This window comes from Stenotrophomonas muris (assembly GCF_052751275.1).
The window spans coordinates 3,681,524-3,698,689 of the sequence record NZ_CP199879.1 but is presented as its reverse complement, the minus strand read 5'-3'; the positions used below and the strand labels follow the sequence as shown (position 1 = coordinate 3,698,689).

Below are 17,166 nucleotides of genomic sequence, written 5' to 3'. Positions count from 1 at the left end.
CCCTCCTGGCCATGGCCATGGAAAAAAAACCAACGTCATCGCCCCGACTTCGCCAACGCCTCGTCCTGCCATTGCCGGTAGGCCACCGGATCCCAGTAACGGGCCAGCTGGTGCTTCTCCGGTTGCAGCACGCGCGGCCCGGCATCGCCACGGCCCTGGCTGCGCATGGCGCCGTTCCAGCCGGCGCGGCTGCCGGTCTGCTGCATGCTGCCGGCGCGCAGTTCACGTTCCAGCCGCGGCGTCGCCGCCGGGTCGCCGAACTCGGCATACAGCGCGCGGCCCTCGCGCACCGCGCGCTCGCGCTCGTCGGCGGACAGCGCCTCCCAGAAGCGCTCGCGCTGTACCACCAGCCACTCGGTGCCGCGCTCGGCCGCCAGGTCCATCCATGCATAGCCCAGGGCGCGGTCGACCGGACCGCCTTGCCCGTTCCAGAGCATGTCGGCCAGCGCTGCCTGTGACAGCTTGTCGCCGTAGCGCGCGGCATTGCGGAAGTCGATGCGGGCTTCTTCGTGGCGGCCCCGTTCGCGGGCCTGCATGCCGAGCCCACGGAAGCGCAGGTCCGGATGGTAGACGAGGAACTCGTGCGACTGCAGCACGATCGCTTCATAGGCATCCGTGCGCGGCGGCGGGCCGGACCCGGCCGCAGGCAGGGCCAGCAGGCCGAGCAGGGCGGCCGCAAGCGGACGGGCGATGACAGTCGGGGACATGGACCACGCTCCTGTGTTCCGGTGCCGATTCAATACCTTACGGGCGGGCGCCATGCAAGTCAGGTGGGCCTGCCGGCACCCCGCTACAATCCTGTCCCCATGCACGGTCTGAATCCTCCCCAAGCTGCCGCGGTCCTGCACGTCGAAGGCCCGTTGCTGGTGCTCGCCGGCGCCGGCAGCGGCAAGACGCGCGTGATCGTGGAGAAGATTGCCCACCTGATCGGCTGTGGCCGCTACCCGGCCCGCCGCATCGCTGCGATCACCTTCACCAACAAGTCGGCCAAGGAAATGCGCGAGCGCGTGGCCAAGCGCCTGCGCGAGCAGGACGCCGACGAGGTGACCATCTGTACCTTCCATGCGCTGGGCCTGAAGTTCCTGCAGATCGAACATGCCGCCGTGGGCCTGAAGCGCGGTTTCTCGATCTTCGATGCCGATGATGCCGCCGCGCAGATCAAGGACCTGATGTACGGCGCCAAGCCCGATGACATCGAGGACATGAAGAACCTGGTGTCGCGCGCGAAGAACGCTGGCCTGTCGCCCGAACAGGCGATGGCCGCCGCGCGCAGCAACCGCGAGAAGGAAGCGGCCAGCGTCTACGAGCGCTACCAGCTGCGGCTGACCGCGTTCAATGCGGTCGACTTCGACGACCTGATCCGCCTGCCGGTGCAGATCCTGGAAGAGAACCCGGAGATCGCGCTGGCCTGGCGCGAGCGCATCGGCTACCTGCTGGTGGACGAATGCCAGGACACCAACGACGCGCAGTACCGCCTGCTCAAGCAGCTGGCCGGTGAGAAGGGCAACTTCACCTGCGTCGGCGACGATGACCAGTCGATCTACGCCTGGCGCGGCGCCAACCCGGAAAACCTGCAGCAGATGGGGCGTGATTACCCCGCGCTGGAAATCATCAAGCTGGAGCAGAACTACCGCTGCTCCAACCGCGTGCTGCGTGCGGCCAATGCGCTGATCGCCAACAACCCGCACGAGCACCTGAAGAAGCTGTGGAGCGACCAGGCTGACGGCGAACGCATCCGCGTGTGGGAATGCCGCAACAGCGAACACGAAGCAGAGAAGGTCGCCGCCGAGATCGCCTTCGTGGCGCAATCGCGCAACGTGCCGTGGAGTGACTTCTGCATCCTGTTCCGCGGCAACTTCCAGTCGCGCCCGCTGGAAAAGGCGATGCAGCTACTGCGCATTCCCTATCACCTGACCGGCGGCACCATGTTCCTGGAGCGCCAGGAAGTGAAGGACACGCTGGCCTGGCTGCGCCTGCTGGTGAACCCGGACGACGACACCGCGTTCATGCGTGCGGTGCAGTCACCCAAGCGCGATGTCGGTGCCGGCACGCTGGCCAGGCTGGCCGAACTGGCGCAGGAGAAAGACATGCCGATGGCGCAGGCCGCCGAGGCGATCGGCGCCCTGCAGCAGTTGCCGCCGCGTGCGGCCAACAGCCTGGCGCGTTTCACCGACATCCTGCGCGACCTGCGTGCGCAGATGCGCCAGGTCAGTTCCGGCGACATGATCCGCAAGGTGGCCAAGGAGTCCGGCCTGCTCAGCGAACTTCGCCAGCAGGCCAAGGAAGAAGCCAGTTACCAGCGCCGTGCCAACAACATCGAGGAACTGGCGCAGTGGTTCGAGGGCGGCCCGCGCGGTGCAACCGCGGCCGACCTTGCCGGCCAGCTGGCGCTGCTGTCGCGCAGCGACAAGGACGAGGGCGGCAACCAGGTGCGCATGATGACCATGCATGCCTCCAAGGGCCTGGAGTTCCCGTACGTGTTCATCGTCGGCTGCGAGGACGGCGTGCTGCCGCACCAGGTCAGCCTGGACGAGGGCAACCTGCAGGAAGAACGGCGCCTGCTGTACGTGGGCATTACCCGCGCCAAGATCCAGCTGTGGATGAGCTACAGCAAGCTGACGCGCAAGTTCGGCGAGCACGTGCGGTTGAAGCCAAGCCGGTTCTTCGAGGAGATTCCGGCCGAGGAGATCCAGCGCGATGGCGCGGACCCGGTGGCGGATGCGGCGCGGAAGAAGGAGCGGGCAAGTGCCGGGTTGGCGGCGATCGAGGCGTTGTTCGACTAAGTGGGGTCTGAACACTCCTCGTTGAGCGCAGCATTCCCTCTTTAGAGTCGAGCCACGCTCGACTATTGCGTGCCACATCGCGCCCCATCGGGCACCCACCGGCAAGTATCCACCGCACCCGATCCATCAAAACAGGCTCCGGCACGCCAGCAAGCACCTGTTCCAGGTAGTCCAATGGATGCATCTGTCGTTGCAGCAGCGCCCGTAACTGCAGAACGTCGGGCGCTCGCTGTTTCGCATCCAGTGAAACCCGCAGCAGCAAATGCTGCGAGCGCCTATCCAACCACAGCACTGGAACGTCTCTGCAGTGAATCCGGAAAGCGCCGTCTGCATGTCGTTCGACGAGCTGGAATCCCTGCCTCGGCTGTGCCTTCACGAACTGGACCGCTTGGCGACGCAGCTGCGAATAGCGCACGCCAGAGAGGCTCTGGAACGCGAGAGGTGAGGGTATGGACGGTACCGACCACTGGCGCGGTACCGCAATCACTGGGGCGAGGCACAGCGCCATCGCCACCCAAGGGTGCCGCACCACTCAGCCCTCCGGCTGCAGGCGCGTGCTGGCGTGCGCGGTGAGTCCCAGCCCGGCCATGATCAGACCTTCCATGACCCGCGGGCCGACGTACTGCTCCAGTTCGCCGTTCTCGCGGGCGCGCTGAGCGGCCAGCAGGATCTCCAGCACCACGCGCAGGCCCGCCAACGAACAGTCGGTGTCGGCCAGGGCCAATCGTCGGCCGGGCATCTGATGCCGTTCCGGCCAGGGTTGGCCATCGGAAGCAGCGCCGGAGCCGATGCTGTGCAGCAGGGCAATGAGGGTGCTCGGATCCAGCGCCGGCCCGTTCGCGGGCACGTCGTGGATTGGGTGCGGGGCAGGGGAGTGGGGCTGGGTCATGGCTGGGCTCCTTGCGTGCAGGCAGAAGCCGCCACCGATAAAGGTGGCGGACGATGCATGGTTCGAAACCCCGTGTGTGGATGACCGGGCAGGCTCTAGGCCTCCACGCATCGCCCGCCATAGCCGGCCGACGGATTGCCAGCCGGCACCGCACGAGGCGGTGCCGGCTGGCAACGTGCAAACAACATCCACACAACCGGGGTTTCGAATCCCGACCACCAGTGCTCGGTGGCACGGCAAGGAATACGCGGACCTATGCGTGATGCCAATGCAGTAGGGCCGATGCCGTCATCACTTTCAACATTTTCAGAATCGTTGCATATGGTGTAACGGGGCCGGAGCCCAGCGCTGCAAGGCTATCGGCGATGTTGGTTGTGGATGCCAGCGGACTGTCGACATCCGCCCGGCGGGGTCATAAACGAGGCGGATGCGACAGGGGCGCCTGAGACTGTTTGGTCTCAGCACCTCTTCAGCGCGGCTTTGATCAGCTCCAGCCATACGGCATGTCAGGATGTAGGGATCGTCGCCCAATGGCGAGCTGACCGCCTGCTCGAGCAGGGTCCTGGCTTCGTCTGCCTGGCCGGCATCCAGCAGCGTCATGCCCAAGCGAACGCGGTTCTGCACGGTGGGCGTGCGCGCAAGTTCGGCGCGAGCGTTGCGAAGGTCCTGACCCGGCTCAATCAACTGCTTGGCAGAGCGAATGGCCTGGCGGGCGCCGCGCGAGTTGCGGGCTTCCGGGAAGTAGATCGCGAGGAAGTAGACGACACTGCCGAGCAGCGGAAACGAGAAGAGCAGGATGAGTCAGTAGAGGCTCTGGCCCGAGCGAATGGCGCGCACCGCGAAGTAGATGGCTGCCAGTACGTGGAGTCCGATTCCGATATAGGGCATGTGTGCCGCCTCGTCCGTGTGGGGGTTGGCACAATAGTGGGTGTGGGGTCGGGTGCCATCGGGGGCGACCTGGCATGACGCGTCAGTTAATGAGCTCAAATCCTATGGAGAGCTATCTGATGGGGTGGTGTTGATGAAAAGGGTTTCACTCCGATATGGCTGGCGATTGTAGAAGAGCCTCAACCTCCCGATCTTGCCGCATCACCCGGATGAGCAGGCAAAAGACGCCTGGTGGCGTTTTTGGCGCATCGGTTTGCGGAAGTGCAGCAGGAAATTTGATGAATCGTGAATTCCTCACGAGATCGCCTCGGAATAGGTTGAGAGGATGTTTCACTTCTGGCTGCGGCCAATCCGTAGGAGATTGCCGTAGCTCCTGATCGGAAAATTAGTGGGTCATTACAGCTCCGCTCAATAGGGGTTTGACAACGCGAAGCTATAGGCGTAGTTCTTTGCTCAAACAGCAGCTGATTTTCCTTTCACTCCTTATCCAAGGATGTAGCGAAGATGATTTCTGCCAAGGACAGGCGGGAGGGAAAATCCCCCCGTAGTAATTATCTTAATTCGCGACTTTGCTCGATCATCACGGGCGCAGCGCTTACGTTGGGGGCTGGGTTCCACGCTTCGGCGCAAGATGGGCTCTTCAATTACCAAGAATATGAGAAGCGGATAAAGAGCGCGCAGTCGCTCGCCGCTATCTCTACCGATGAGGTGTTTGGCGATCGGACCGCAGGCTTCGACGGTAGTACGGAGTTCTTCATTGAGGACGTGTCCATTCCCGGCAATTTTGACCTTCCTGTGAGCGTCGCTCGACGCTTTTCGGTGGAGGCGACTAACCGAGGATTTCGCGATAGCGAGACCAAGGGTCTGACACTGTTCGATGATTGGGAAATCGTCGTGCCTTATATGTCGGGCGTGTGGACCAAAGGCGCTGGATGGATCACGGGTGACCAAGGGGCTCAGACCACGCAGCGTTGTTCGGTCAACACCGCGCCCTTGCTGCTGGAGACCTGGGGCTACACCGACATCGGCTTTGGCATCGATGTGAAGTGGAATGGCGGAACCGGCGAGGAACTTCTGATTGCCGATGACCCGTCCTATGCCTCTGCGCCAGGCCTTGAGGTACCCAAGTGGATGACAGCGTCCAGAGCGCGATTCACTTGTCTGTCTGCAACGCGCAACGGATACCCAGGCGAGGCGTTCGTGGGGCATACGCCCGATGGCAAGAAGTACTTCTTTGACTGGGGAGCGGAAAAGCCCTACGCCACAGCCAAGGCCGGGAGTCGCATGATGGCGCGTAAGCGCGTCTACCTTCTGGCATCGCGTGTTGAGGATCGTTATGGGAACTGGGTGTCTTATAGTTACGACGGGTACCGGCTCACCAGGATTGAGTCCAGCGATGGACGCCGGATTGACCTGAGCTACGATGGCGACGGCCGGGTGACCACAGTCACGGCCAATGGGCGAGTTTGGCGGTATGCCTATGTGGGCGATACGGAGGGAAATGACGGCGGCTTGTCCCAAGTGACACTCCCGGATGGCTCTGCTTGGACCTACAGTCATCGCGGGCGGCTTCAATCAAGCCTTCCTTTGCGTGGCGGTGACGATGGGGGCGGGTGCGAGATCCGCGCGGGCAATGCCCCTCCACCCACGCAGATGACGGTAACCTCTCCGTCAGGTGCTCAAGGCATCTTCGACTTTGAAATGGAGCTGTTTATCCGCTCTGATCCTTGCAACGGACTCCTTCCGTCGCATTACGATGCATGGTCCTTGAAGAAGCGCAGCATCATGGGGCCCGGACTGCCTTCGATGGTGAGTACGCGAGGCTACAACCTGCAGTTGCCGGGAGGTGGGCGCTGGTCCAGCCTGACCAAGCCGGATGGCACGCAGATTCGCGAACGCTATGGCGCAGATCCGGGCTTGAACGAACGAAAGCTCCTCCAAAAGCAGATTCTGGATGCGGCCGGCCAGGTGCAACGTGATGAGCTAAGCACCTACACCTTTGGTTCCGAGACAGGTCCGTTTGCCGTCCGGGTAGGACGGTCAATTGGACTTCAGTCAGGCCAGTTCTTGGCGGGCACGCTGAGTGCGCTGAGCGAGAGCCAATTCAGTCAGGATGGCGATACCTATCGCGTGGTCTACAGCGACTTCAATCGCAATGCCCGTCCGGCACGCGTGACTTACACTGGCCCCTCCGGATCCAAGGCCGAGATACGAGAGCATCTTGATACGCCCAACCCTTGGGTCTTGGATCAGGTGTTGAGCGTCAAGGAGGTTGCGTCCGGGAAGGTCACCACGCGATATAGCTATGACGCCATGGCCAAGCCGAATGCCGTCTATCGCGCTGGAGCGCTACTGCAGAGTGTGACTTATGCCGCGGATGGCACGATCAGTACGGTGCGTGACGGAAAGGGAAATACGACCCAAATCCAGGACTGGTATCGGGGTGTACCGCGACTGGTCACCAATCCTGATGGCACCACCAACAGCATGTCGGCCGACGGAAACGGGTGGATCACCTCAACCACGGATGCGCTGCAGAGGACCACGTCCTATCAGCACGATTCGATGGGTCGCGTGAAGGAGGTCCAGCCACCAGTCGATGAGAACCAGTGGACCAAGACAACCATCTCGTTCCAGCAGGTCGCGGCCGATGAGTACGGCCTTTCGCCGGGACACTGGCGAGTCGATAACGCTCAAGGGGCGCGGCGTCAGGAAACCTATCTCGATGCGCTTTGGCAGCCGCTCCTGGTGCGCGAATACGATGCAAACGACATCGCGGGGACCCAACGGTGGGTCAGGAACAGCTACGACAGCGAGGGTCGCCCGATCTTCACTTCCTACCCTTCAAAGGATAGCAATGTGGCGACCGGCACCTGGACTGAGTACGACGCACTTGGGAGGAAAACTTCCTCGGCCCAGGACAGCGAGCAAGGCCTGCTGATCACGACCATTGCCTACAGCAGCAATGCTACGACTACCGTCGTTGATCCGCTCGGCCATCAGACGATTACCCGGTTTGATGCCTTTGAAGGACCGGACTATGAACGGCCTGCGCAGATCATTCGTGCCGACGGAAGCAAAGTCAGCATAAAACGGAATGCATTTGGCCTCACTACCGAAGTGGCCCAGTCCGCAAACTGAAACCACGTCAAGGATGGCATTCGTGAACACTGAAAAACTGCGCATGGCCGCGGCGGTTCTGCTGGGGCTGATGATCATCTTCCTGTGCCAGGTGGCACACGCTGACGCTTGGATTGAACTCACTGGGCCAGCCCAAATCTCCTACACGGCACCAGCAACCTATCAGTTGCAGCTCAAAAGTGGCGTCACAAGCACTGGCCCCAAAGCTGAGTATCTGGAAGACATACAGCTCACGCGCAATGGCCAAGTGATCTCCCGACTTCCGAACGGGACCTATACCGAGAACGGCCTGTCGGCGGGTACGTATCAGTATGTCTACAAGGCATTTGGCGTGCGCAACTTCAACGGCAATGAGTCTTACAGACAGCTGATCTCACCCACGATCACGATCACGGTGGCGGCACCGCCAACCCCATTTGACGGCGCGGAGTACGTTTCCGCAAGCTGGCCTAATTCGGCCGATAGAGGAACCCCGTTCAGCGGTACTGTCACCTTCCGGAACACGGGCAACACAACGTGGCGAGCAGGGGAAGGCTATCGACTGGGTCAGGCCGAGCGCTACGTTTCCGGCGCCACGAAACTCGGAATTGCCGAGGTTGCCGTACCCCACGACGTGGCTCCTGGTGGCACAGCAACGTTTGCGTTCAGCGGAGTAGCGGCCAGTGAAAACGGACCGACAACGCTCCAATGGCAAATGAACCGGAATGGTGCTCGCTTCGGTAGCACCAGCAGCGAGCAGATCTTTGAGACGACCGGAAGGCTCAATCGCGGCGTCATGTATGAGCAAGAGGTCCCGACCAGCATGGAGACCGGGCGGACCTATCGAGTCAAGCTGAAGTTCACCAACACGGGTAACACGACGTGGTCGGCGTCGGCGGGCTATGCATTGGGGTCCTGGAATCCCAATGACAATGTCCGCTGGGGCAGGGCGCGGGTTCCAATGCCGAATGACGTCAGTCCACAGCTGCCTGCGTTCTTTGAATTCGACGTGGTAGCTCCTTCATTGCCAGGTGTCTACAGCTTCCAATGGCGGTTGCTGGAAGAGGGCAAAGAATGGTTTGGTCGGGAAAGCGACAATGTTCAGGTCACGGTCAACGGGCCGCCGTCCAAGGTAATCGGCAACATCGATGGTGTCACCAGCGACGGTCAGATTCGAGGCTGGGCGTGCTCGACGGGCATTGATTCGTCGATTGACATTCATGCCTACACCGGTGGAGCCGCCGGCAGTGGTGGGACGATCTTCCTGACCGGCAAGGCCGACTTGGCGAGTGAGCCGGCCGTGGCTACGTCCTGCAAGGCTGGAGGCAATCATCGCTTCTCGCTTCAGATGAGCAACGAGCAGCGCCGCCTGCAGGCTGGGCAACCGATCTATGTCCATGGAATTTCCCCCGTTGGACAACCCAACAACACCCTTGACGGCTCCGGATCAGTTGTAGTGCCTGAGGCGCCCAGTGGCACGCTTTCCGCAACTCCGGCCACGTGCCAGATTGCATCGGATGCCCAGACCTGCAACATCACCTTGGTCTGGTCGGCCACGGATTCGCGCGCGGAGCTAAAGCGTGATGGCGGCTCGGTGGTAGGCAGTGGAGCCAGCGGCTCCGTTGTTGTGCCAATCGGTGCCGGAACGAGCCGCTTTACGCTCTCGGTCACCGGCGACGCGGTTGCCACGGCAGTTGCCACCGCCAAGGCCGCTCCTGTCGTGCCCGTCAATCCAGACAATCCGGCCCCGACGGTTGCCCGGAGATACGTCTACGACGACAACCTCCGGCTGTGCAAGGTCATCGAACCTGAGACTGGGTCGAGCGTATTTGGCTACGACGCGGCGGGGAATCTCTCCTGGAGCGCAACCGGGCTGGATTTGCCCAGCGTGACGGAATGCAATCGCGACGCGCCCCAGATTGCTTCTCGCCGTGTTTCGCGTGACTACGACGCCAGCAATCGTCTGCAGGCTGTTGTATATCCCGATGGTCTTGGGGATCAACAGCTTGAGTACACCCCGACTGGCCAATTGAAGATCGAAAAGGTCTTTAATCAGGATCGGATTGCGGTTGTCACCACTCGTACCTACAACTCACTCGGGGCGGTGACAAGTCAGAGCCGTGTGGTGGGTAGCGCTAGCGCCCGGTCCCTGGCATTTGGCTACGACCCTATGGGGCAACACATCCGTACGGACTATCCCGATGGCTACTCCGTCCGGCAGTCCTTGAACGCCTTGGGCCAGCCCGTACAGCTGCAAGATGGCACCGGCGCCGTGCTCGCCAGCAACGTCGCCTACGCCCCCAGTGGCGAAACCACCGCGCTGACCTACGGCAACGGCATCGTACGTGGCGTAATCGAGAACGCGCGACAGTTGACCGACCGTATCGTCGACGGTGGTGTGATCGATCTGAAGTATAGCTATGACGCAGCAGGAAACATCACCCAGATCCGCGATGGCGTGCGCGGCGACTCCGGGACGATCAGCCTGGGCTACGACCGCCTCGACCGGCTGATTCAAGCCAGTGCTCCAGCCTATGGTGGCAGTGGGCAATACACGTTCGGCTATGACACGCTGGACAACATCGTCTCGATGCGGTTGCCGGGAAAGCGGGAGCGTACGTTCCACTACGACGCCCGCAATCGCCTGGAGTTGCTGCGGGACCCCGGTGGCAATGGCGTCTCTGGCTTCTCTTACGATTCTGCGGGCAATCTGGTGACGCGTAACGGTCAGGCGCTCACCTACGATATAGGCGGCCAGCTCCGTTCAGTGGGAGATGTGCAGAAGTACTTCTACGATGGAGCAGGACGGCGTGCACATTCTTCAGTACCCACTGCCCCGCCCATCTCAGGCAAGGAGTTGATAAATGTTGCCCACGACTGGGAGGTGTCCATCCCTGGAGGCGATGTAGGTCTGCCGGATCTTTCGGTCGGAAATCTAGACCACACTTGGCAGTACTTGGTGGGCGGGGAGCTGATCGAATCCACCGAGGGCGAGGAAACCTCCGACTACATCTACCTCGGCAAGCGGTTGCTGGCCATTCGCACCAGCTCCGCCACGGGCAACACGCTCACCTATCTTCATCACGATGCACTCAATACCCTAACGGCGACCAGCGGCGCCAACGGTATTGTGCTGACGCGCCACTTCTGGTCGCCGTATGGTGAAGTAGATGCTGCACCTAGCGCAAAGATCCCGGGCTATTCAGGGCATCTTGCGGATTCAGATACAGGCCTAATCTACATGGGGCGGCGCTATTACGAACCCGTCATTGGTAGATTTCTGTCGGTTGATCCTGTTACAGCACTGGATCACGGAGACATGCGGCATTTCAACCGCTATGTCTATGCCTACAACAATCCGTACAGATTCAGGGACCCAGATGGCCGGTGCCCATCGTGTGATAGATTTAGCGATACATTTGCTAAGGATTCTAAGGCTTTCGATCACCCTGGCTTTATCATACCCGCATTCGTCGTAACAGCTGCAATGGCAGCTCCCGTCGTGTGGGAGCTTGGCATGATAGCCCTCGCTAACCCAGGAACAGTCGCCACTGCAGCGAACGTTGCGGCTGACGCAGCTGGTGTGACGGGCACTGCCACTGGGGGTACACTTGCTGTTCGGGCTACGCGCGGCGGAGAGAATGCTGCCGCTGCAACTGGACGCGCAGCTCACGCCGCTCTAGCCCAAAGGATTGCAGCGAAACCTGGCTGGCAGTCTGAGCCGCGAATGATTGGAGCTGACGGTAAGGTCTACAAACCTGATGCAGTCACACCGAATGGTCGAATCCTCGAGTTGAAGCCGAATACACCTTCTGGTATGGCAGCGGGCGCTCGGCAAACTGCAAATTACGAAAAGCAGCTCGGCATGCGTGCACGAGTCATCTATTACGACCCGGATAAATTTAAAAAGCCATGACAATAAAGAAACTCATTGCGCGCACAGATGAGGTCCTTGCACCCCTTGGATTCAACCGAAAGGGCGCACTTTGGAATCGCACGATTGATTCAATTGTTGAGGTTATTGATATTCAGGTAGGTAAGTCTGGCGATACTGCGACGATTAATGCCGGTGTGTTGCAAGTCGACGCCTTCGAGAAAGCATGGGGCTACAAGCCTCAAGGATTTGTGGAAGAGCCCTTTTGCATCGTGCGTGCTCGCGTTGGAGAGATAGTCAACAATCACGATCTCTGGTGGCCTCTGAATGATGACCAAACTCCAAAGAACGTCGCCATGACACTGGGAACACATGTTCTCCCTTTCTTGGAAAGGTCGCGAACTCAAGAGGCAATGGAGGCATTCTTGGAAGCCGTACATGGAAATTACCCCCTGCCGAAGATCTATCTGGCGATCCTCAAATGCCAAGGCGGGGACATTCAAAGTGCATGCGCTATTCTTCGTAAGGTGCATGAGAAAGCGCGTGGGGACTGGAGTGATAGATCCATGGAAGTTGCACGAAGGATTGGGTGTGATATCGGTTGAAGGTTCTGTAAAGTCGAGCAGGAAATACATAAGAGCCGCCTGGACAATCCCGACATTCCATACGTGCTGCTCAGCACGCCTGTCTGCGGCGGTATAGCCACTGTCGCCGAACACCCAGTCTTATTTGCCATGCAGCAGCTCATGGGTGACCGTCATGTCACCGACATCGGCCGCAGTACACTTCACGTGATGCACCAGGCCTGAAAACTCATCTACACCGATATGGACCTTCATGTCGAAGTACCACGGGTTGCCCTTGCGGGTCTCGTGCATCTCAGAATCTCCCGCCCTTGCGGCGTTCTTGGTTGAGCTGCCCCGTGGATGATGGAGGCGATCCACGATCGTGCCTGCGCGCAGGCTCTGGCCCTTTCGGGCAGGTGCGCGTTCACCGCTTCAAGCATCTTCGCCGCCAGGCCGTGTAGCTCCAGCAGACGACGGACATTGAGGATCTTGGTTTCATCCGGAATCGCATCAGGACCGCCGGGCCGGGCGAACAACCGCATCGAGGCGATCTCATGCAATGCCATGGATGGCTCCTCAACATGAGCCGCATTGTCTCTCGGGTTGCCGGCCAGCGGCCGGCACTACCCGGGTAGTTGTTCAGAGCATCCTCTTTCGCGCCATCCATGGCGCCGGTACCCCCGCGAACCCGCCCCACCCGGCCTCTGAAGGATTCCGGGCGCGTCCTACCGCGGCAACGCAGAGAAAATCAAAAGCAACAGCCGGGGGCTGGGGCACAATCGGGCTTTCTGTTGGAGGGTCTGGGCGTGCATCCGATTGAAAGCGAACGTCTGCGGCTGCGCCGGATCGATCCGGAGCGTGATGCCGTGCAGATGCTGGCGTTGTTGAACGATCCGGGCTTCGTGCGCTTCATCGGCGACCGTGATGTGCGCAGTGAGGCGCAGGCGCGGGAGTACATCGCGCTGCGGGTGCTGCACAGCTATGCGTTGAACGGGTTCGGCATGTATGCCATCGAGCGCTTGTCCGACGGTGCCTGGCTGGGCAATGCCGGGCTGGTGCGGCGGGATGGCCTGCCGGGGCCGGATATCGGCTATGCGGTGCTTTCGGAATTTGCCGGGCAGGGCTATGCCGGCGAGGCGGCGCGGGCAGTGTTCGCGCATGCACGCGGAGCGCTGGGCCTGCACGATCTGTATGGCATCACCGACCTGGACAACGTGGTGTCCGGAAAGATCCTGCTGGGCCTGGGCATGCAGGAACGCGGGGTGATCCAGCTGCCGGGCGTGGACAGCCCGAGCCGGCTGTATGCCACGCCGGGCGCGGCCGAGGTTTGATCATAGTGGGTGCCGACAGTTGGTCTGCACTGCATCGGCAGGACATCCGGTAGTGCCGGCCGCTGGCCGGCAACCCGGGATAGCACTGGGGTCAGAGCCCGCCTTGCGGGATCCGACCCCAGTAGATTGCCTCAACCGCGCAGTTCGGCCAGCTGTGCCTGCAGCTCGGCCACGGCCGCTTCCAGCTGGGCCACGCGCTCGGCCAGGCCCGGTTCGGCCGCATCGCTGCTGCCGCTGCTGCTGGCGTACTTCGCCGCCAGCGCCGCGCCATCCACTTCACCGCACAGCAGGTGCATGTAGCGGTCTTCGCGCTGGCCACTGGCACGCGGCAGCACCACCAGCAGGGCACGCTGCTGCAGGCGCTCGATGGCATGGCGGGCTTCGTCGGTGTCGGCGAAGCGGTGCAAGCGCTCGCTGCGCGTGACCAGCTCGCCCAGCGTCTGTGGACCGCGCAGCAGCAGCAGCGCCAGCAGCACGGTCTGCTGCCGGGTCAGGTCCAGCGCGGCCTGCAGGCGGTGTTCGTAGCGATCGGCGCGCGAGGAGAAGTGCTGGCGGGCCAGGCCCAACGCCTCCAGCTGGCGCAGCGCGTGCTGCACGCTGCCAGCGTCCACGTTCATCACCGGCTCGCGCGCGGTCTTCTGGTTGGCCGCCGATTGGGCCGCGTTGACCGTCAGCGGGTAGGTGTCCGGGGTGGTCGCCTCCTTCTCCACCAGGCAGCCCAGCAGGCGGGCCTGCACGGCGTCGAGCAGGGGGACGTCAGGGGTCTGGGCGGAATCGGTCATGGCGGCCTCCGGAAGGGCAACGGGTCAACCGCCAAGCATAGCCGTCCCGGGGCCGGCTTTGCCGGTAAAATGCGCCGGTATATCTGATTGCCGGTGAATCCATGCGTCGTCCCGTTTCCCTGTCCCTGACCCTGCTCGCCACTGCGGCGCTGGGCCTGTCCGCCTGCAAGCGCGTGGAGGCGCCCGCCGCCGAAGCCACGGCCCCGCAGGCGCCCGCTGCCGCCGCCAAGGCCGACGGCGCGCTCGATGCCACCGCCAACGACAACCTCAACGCAGTGCTGTGGATGCAGCGCGCGCAGGAGTACAGGGCGATCACCGAGCAGACCTACCGCGCCGCCGCCGACCACCTGGATGCGGCGTTGAAGGAAGCCCACTGGGATGCGCTGGTGCCGGAAGAGCGCGGCAACGACGCCAAGGGCCTGAAGCCGGCCGTGGTGCTGGACGTGGACGAGACCGTGCTGGACAACTCGCCCTACCAGGCGCGCCTGGTGCGCGATGGCAAGGAATACGACGAACTGACCTGGGACCAGTGGGTAGCCGAAAAGAAGGCCAAGGCGATCCCGGGCGTGGTCGACTTCGCCAAGGCCGCCAATGCCAAGGGCGTGACCCTGCTCTACATCTCCAACCGCGCCGTGCACCTGAAGGACGCGACCCTGGCCAACCTGCGCGAGCAGGGCCTGCCGGTGGCCGACGACAGCGTGTTCCTTGGCCTGGGCACGGTGGTGCCGGGCTGCGAGCAGGCCGGCAGCGAGAAGAACTGCCGCCGCCGCCTGGCAGGGCAGAAGTACCGCGTGCTGATGCAGTTCGGCGACCAGCTGGGTGACTTCGTCGAAGTGACCGCCAACACCAACGACGGCCGTGACGCGCTGCTGCAGCAGTACCACGACTGGTTCGGCGAGCGCTGGTGGATGCTGCCGAACCCGACCTACGGCGGCTTCGAGCCGGCGCAGTTCAACAACGACTACAGCCAGTCGCGCCAGGCCCGCCACGACGCCAAGCGCGCCGCCCTGGACTACGCCCCGTGAGCCGCGCACCGCTGCCGTTGCGCGCCGATGAGCGCCTGATCTTCGCGCTGGACGTGCCTGATCGCGTGCAGGCACTGGACTGGGTCGATCGCCTTGGTGACAGCGTGGCGTTCTACAAGATCGGCATGGAACTGCTCGCCTCCGGCGAGTACTTCCAGGTGCTGGATGAGCTGGCCCGCCGCGACAAGCGCGTGTTCGTCGACCTGAAGTTCTTCGACATCCCGGCGACCGCTGCGGCGGTGATCAAGCGCCTGTCGCAGTGGCCGGTCAGCTACGCCACCATCCATGGCTGGCACCCGGCGATGATGGAGGCCTGCGCGGCCGCCAACAGCAGCGACATGCGCCTGCTGGCGGTGACCGTGCTGACCTCGATGGGGCGCGCCGATCTGGCGCAGATGGGCGTCGACCGCGAGCCAGTGGACGTGGTGGTCGAACGCGCGTTGGCCGCCCAGGCAGCGGGCGTCGATGGCGTGATCGCCTCGGGCCAGGAGGCTGCACCGATCCGTGCCGCGACCGGTAGCGGGTTCTCGATCGTCTGTCCGGGCATCCGTCCCGGTGGTCCGGTCGGCGATGACCAGAAGCGCACCGTTGGCGTGGCCCAGGCCTTCGCCGATGGCGCCGACGCCATCGTGGTCGGACGCCCGATCCGCCTGGCGGCTGATCCGCAGGCCGCTGCGCGGGCAATCCAGCAGGAAATCGCGTCGGCTCTGGCTGCACGCTGAGCCCACCGCTGACGCCGGTCACGCCGGCACCACGAACGCCATTCCGATCCATGCGGGATGGCGTTCGCAATTGTTGGCCTGCGACTGTCGCAGGCAGCGCATTGCACCGAAACTGTGCGCGCGTTCGCGCTGCAGGCTTCATCCCTGCTTCCCAATCGATGCACCGGCACGGACCGCGGCCGCGCCGGTTCCAACCATTGATAGAGGAGTACAGGGATATGTATCGCAGCACCTCTTTGTTCATCGGCCTGTTGTTGGCCGCGTCCGCCGTACCCGCCTTCGCTGCGCCACAGGTGCGCGAAGCACCGCGCATCATCGGCGGTGAAGCAGCGCCGGCTGGCGAGTACCCGTTCATGGTCAGCATCCAGGGCATCTTCGACGGCGATTCGGATCATGACCGCCACTTCTGCGGGGGCACCCTCATCTCGCCTTCGTGGGTGCTGACCGCCGCGCACTGCATGCAGGGGGAAGCGCCGGGCGGCATCGCAGTCGTCGGCAACGCCGCGGCCCTGTCCACCGAAGCCTCGCCCCGCGCCTCCAACGTCAAGGCGATCCACGTCCATCCGGCATTCAACAGCGGCAACTCGCTGGAGCACGACGTGGCCCTGATCCAGCTCAACGCCCCCCTGGACGGTGCACAGCCGGTGGCGCTGCGGCTGCGGCCCGACGCCAGTTATCTCAAGCCGGGCCGCGAATTCACCGTGATCGGCTGGGGCGACACCGACATCGGCGATGGCCGGGTCTACCCGACCCAGCTGCAGACCGTGCAGGTGCCGTTCGTGGCATTCGATGAATGCCAGCAGGCCTACGGCGGGGAACTGTCGCGCGGCAAGGTGATCTGCGCCGGCCGCGAGGGCATCGACAGCTGCCAGGGGGACTCCGGCGGGCCGCTGCTGCTGCGCCTGCGTGAGGGCTGGACCCAGTTCGGCATCGTCAGCTGGGGCGAGGGCTGCGCGCTGGCCGGCTATCCGGGGATTTATGCCCGAATCGCCGAAAAACACGCCGTAGATTTCATTGAATCCGTCTGGCAGCACGATTGATTCAATAAAATCAAATACATATATGGCATTACGTGAAGTGTTGCCTTAACTTGAAGGGCAGCGTAGGATCGCCGCCATCCGGTCCTCGGACCGGACATGTGCCACAACACTGTCCTCCGGCCCCGTGCCGGTTTGAAGAGCCTGTG

General features: G+C 62.5%; 11 protein-coding genes and 2 pseudogenes. 8 read left to right on the top strand and 5 right to left on the bottom strand.

Annotated features, from left to right (window positions below; all coding sequences use genetic code 11):
- Positions 1–35 precede the first annotated feature (35 nt).
- Positions 36–707 (bottom strand): SEL1-like repeat protein, encoded by a 672-nt coding sequence (locus ACUVWL_RS17215; protein ID WP_046427660.1) that lies wholly within the window; start codon positions 705–707, stop codon positions 36–38.
- Between the two features lie 99 nt (positions 708–806).
- Here ACUVWL_RS17215 and ACUVWL_RS17210 point away from each other — a divergent pair, with 99 nt between their 5' ends.
- On the top strand, positions 807–2,783 hold the full coding sequence (locus ACUVWL_RS17210; RefSeq protein WP_445978594.1) for a UvrD-helicase domain-containing protein: 1,977 nt from the start codon (positions 807–809) through the stop codon (positions 2,781–2,783).
- Positions 2,784–3,315: 532 nt separating this feature from the next.
- Here the strand turns inward: ACUVWL_RS17210 and ACUVWL_RS17205 are convergent.
- Positions 3,316–3,672 carry a hypothetical protein gene (locus ACUVWL_RS17205; RefSeq protein ID WP_014645445.1) on the bottom strand — a complete coding sequence of 119 codons (357 nt, stop codon included), beginning with the start codon at positions 3,670–3,672 and terminating at the stop codon, positions 3,316–3,318.
- A 504-nt stretch (positions 3,673–4,176) separates the two neighbouring features.
- A pseudogene (locus tag ACUVWL_RS17200) lies at positions 4,177–4,560 on the bottom strand (hypothetical protein); the annotation flags it as partial.
- Between the two features lie 504 nt (positions 4,561–5,064).
- On the opposite strand from ACUVWL_RS17200, the gene ACUVWL_RS17195 reads away from it, so the two are divergent.
- The 3 genes from ACUVWL_RS17195 to ACUVWL_RS17185 are packed head-to-tail and all read left to right on the top strand — an operon-like array spanning position 5,065 to position 12,159.
- Positions 5,065–7,701: an RHS repeat domain-containing protein gene (locus tag ACUVWL_RS17195; RefSeq protein ID WP_289213838.1), complete on the top strand. Its 2,637-nt coding sequence runs from the start codon at positions 5,065–5,067 to the stop codon at positions 7,699–7,701.
- Positions 7,702–7,714: 13 nt separating this feature from the next.
- On the top strand, positions 7,715–11,596 hold the full coding sequence (locus ACUVWL_RS17190) for an RHS repeat domain-containing protein (RefSeq protein ID WP_312556888.1): 3,882 nt from the start codon (positions 7,715–7,717) through the stop codon (positions 11,594–11,596).
- Positions 11,593–12,159, top strand: coding sequence for a DUF4304 domain-containing protein (locus ACUVWL_RS17185; protein WP_080052954.1), 567 nt, complete (start codon positions 11,593–11,595; stop codon positions 12,157–12,159). Before ACUVWL_RS17190 ends, ACUVWL_RS17185 begins: the two co-directional genes overlap by 4 nt.
- 123 nt (positions 12,160–12,282) lie before the next feature.
- Here the strand turns inward: ACUVWL_RS17185 and ACUVWL_RS17180 are convergent.
- A pseudogene (locus ACUVWL_RS17180) lies at positions 12,283–12,686 on the bottom strand (transposase); the annotation flags it as partial.
- Between the two features lie 240 nt (positions 12,687–12,926).
- Between ACUVWL_RS17180 and ACUVWL_RS17175 the strand changes: the two are divergent.
- Positions 12,927–13,451 carry a GNAT family N-acetyltransferase gene (locus ACUVWL_RS17175; RefSeq protein ID WP_014645448.1) on the top strand — a complete coding sequence of 175 codons (525 nt, stop codon included), beginning with the start codon at positions 12,927–12,929 and terminating at the stop codon, positions 13,449–13,451.
- Positions 13,452–13,582: 131 nt separating this feature from the next.
- On the opposite strand, the gene ACUVWL_RS17170 is transcribed toward ACUVWL_RS17175, so the two are convergent.
- Positions 13,583–14,233, bottom strand: coding sequence for a YceH family protein (locus ACUVWL_RS17170; RefSeq protein WP_445978593.1), 651 nt, complete (start codon positions 14,231–14,233; stop codon positions 13,583–13,585).
- A gap of 101 nt (positions 14,234–14,334) precedes the next feature.
- Here ACUVWL_RS17170 and ACUVWL_RS17165 point away from each other — a divergent pair, with 101 nt between their 5' ends.
- The 3 genes from ACUVWL_RS17165 to ACUVWL_RS17155 all read left to right on the top strand — a co-directional run bounded on the left by ACUVWL_RS17165 (position 14,335) and on the right by ACUVWL_RS17155 (position 17,020).
- A complete protein-coding gene (locus ACUVWL_RS17165) occupies positions 14,335–15,258 on the top strand; it encodes a 5'-nucleotidase, lipoprotein e(P4) family (RefSeq protein WP_014645450.1) in 924 nt (307 codons plus the stop codon).
- Complete coding sequence (pyrF, locus tag ACUVWL_RS17160; RefSeq protein ID WP_032962374.1) at positions 15,255–15,980, top strand: orotidine-5'-phosphate decarboxylase; 726 nt, start codon at positions 15,255–15,257, stop codon at positions 15,978–15,980. The genes ACUVWL_RS17165 and pyrF overlap by 4 nt, the downstream gene beginning before the upstream one ends.
- Positions 15,981–16,198: 218 nt before the next feature.
- On the top strand, positions 16,199–17,020 hold the full coding sequence (locus tag ACUVWL_RS17155) for a S1 family peptidase (protein ID WP_032962376.1): 822 nt from the start codon (positions 16,199–16,201) through the stop codon (positions 17,018–17,020).
- The last annotated feature ends 146 nt before the right edge of the window (positions 17,021–17,166 follow it).

What these genes read in the sequence shown, in the direction of transcription:
- ACUVWL_RS17195 (WP_289213838.1), top strand. Translation starts at nt 5,065, where the DNA reads ATGATTTCTGCCAAGGACAGGCGGGAGGGAAAATCCCCCCGTAGTAAT.
- ACUVWL_RS17155 (WP_032962376.1), top strand. Translation starts at nt 16,199, where the DNA reads ATGTATCGCAGCACCTCTTTGTTCATCGGCCTGTTGTTGGCCGCGTCC.
- ACUVWL_RS17205 (WP_014645445.1), bottom strand. Translation starts at nt 3,672, where the DNA reads ATGACCCAGCCCCACTCCCCTGCCCCGCACCCAATCCACGACGTGCCC.
- ACUVWL_RS17190 (WP_312556888.1), top strand. Translation starts at nt 7,715, where the DNA reads ATGGCATTCGTGAACACTGAAAAACTGCGCATGGCCGCGGCGGTTCTG.
- ACUVWL_RS17170 (WP_445978593.1), bottom strand. Translation starts at nt 14,233, where the DNA reads ATGACCGATTCCGCCCAGACCCCTGACGTCCCCCTGCTCGACGCCGTG.
- ACUVWL_RS17185 (WP_080052954.1), top strand. Translation starts at nt 11,593, where the DNA reads ATGACAATAAAGAAACTCATTGCGCGCACAGATGAGGTCCTTGCACCC.
- ACUVWL_RS17165 (WP_014645450.1), top strand. Translation starts at nt 14,335, where the DNA reads ATGCGTCGTCCCGTTTCCCTGTCCCTGACCCTGCTCGCCACTGCGGCG.
- ACUVWL_RS17210 (WP_445978594.1), top strand. Translation starts at nt 807, where the DNA reads ATGCACGGTCTGAATCCTCCCCAAGCTGCCGCGGTCCTGCACGTCGAA.
- ACUVWL_RS17215 (WP_046427660.1), bottom strand. Translation starts at nt 707, where the DNA reads ATGTCCCCGACTGTCATCGCCCGTCCGCTTGCGGCCGCCCTGCTCGGC.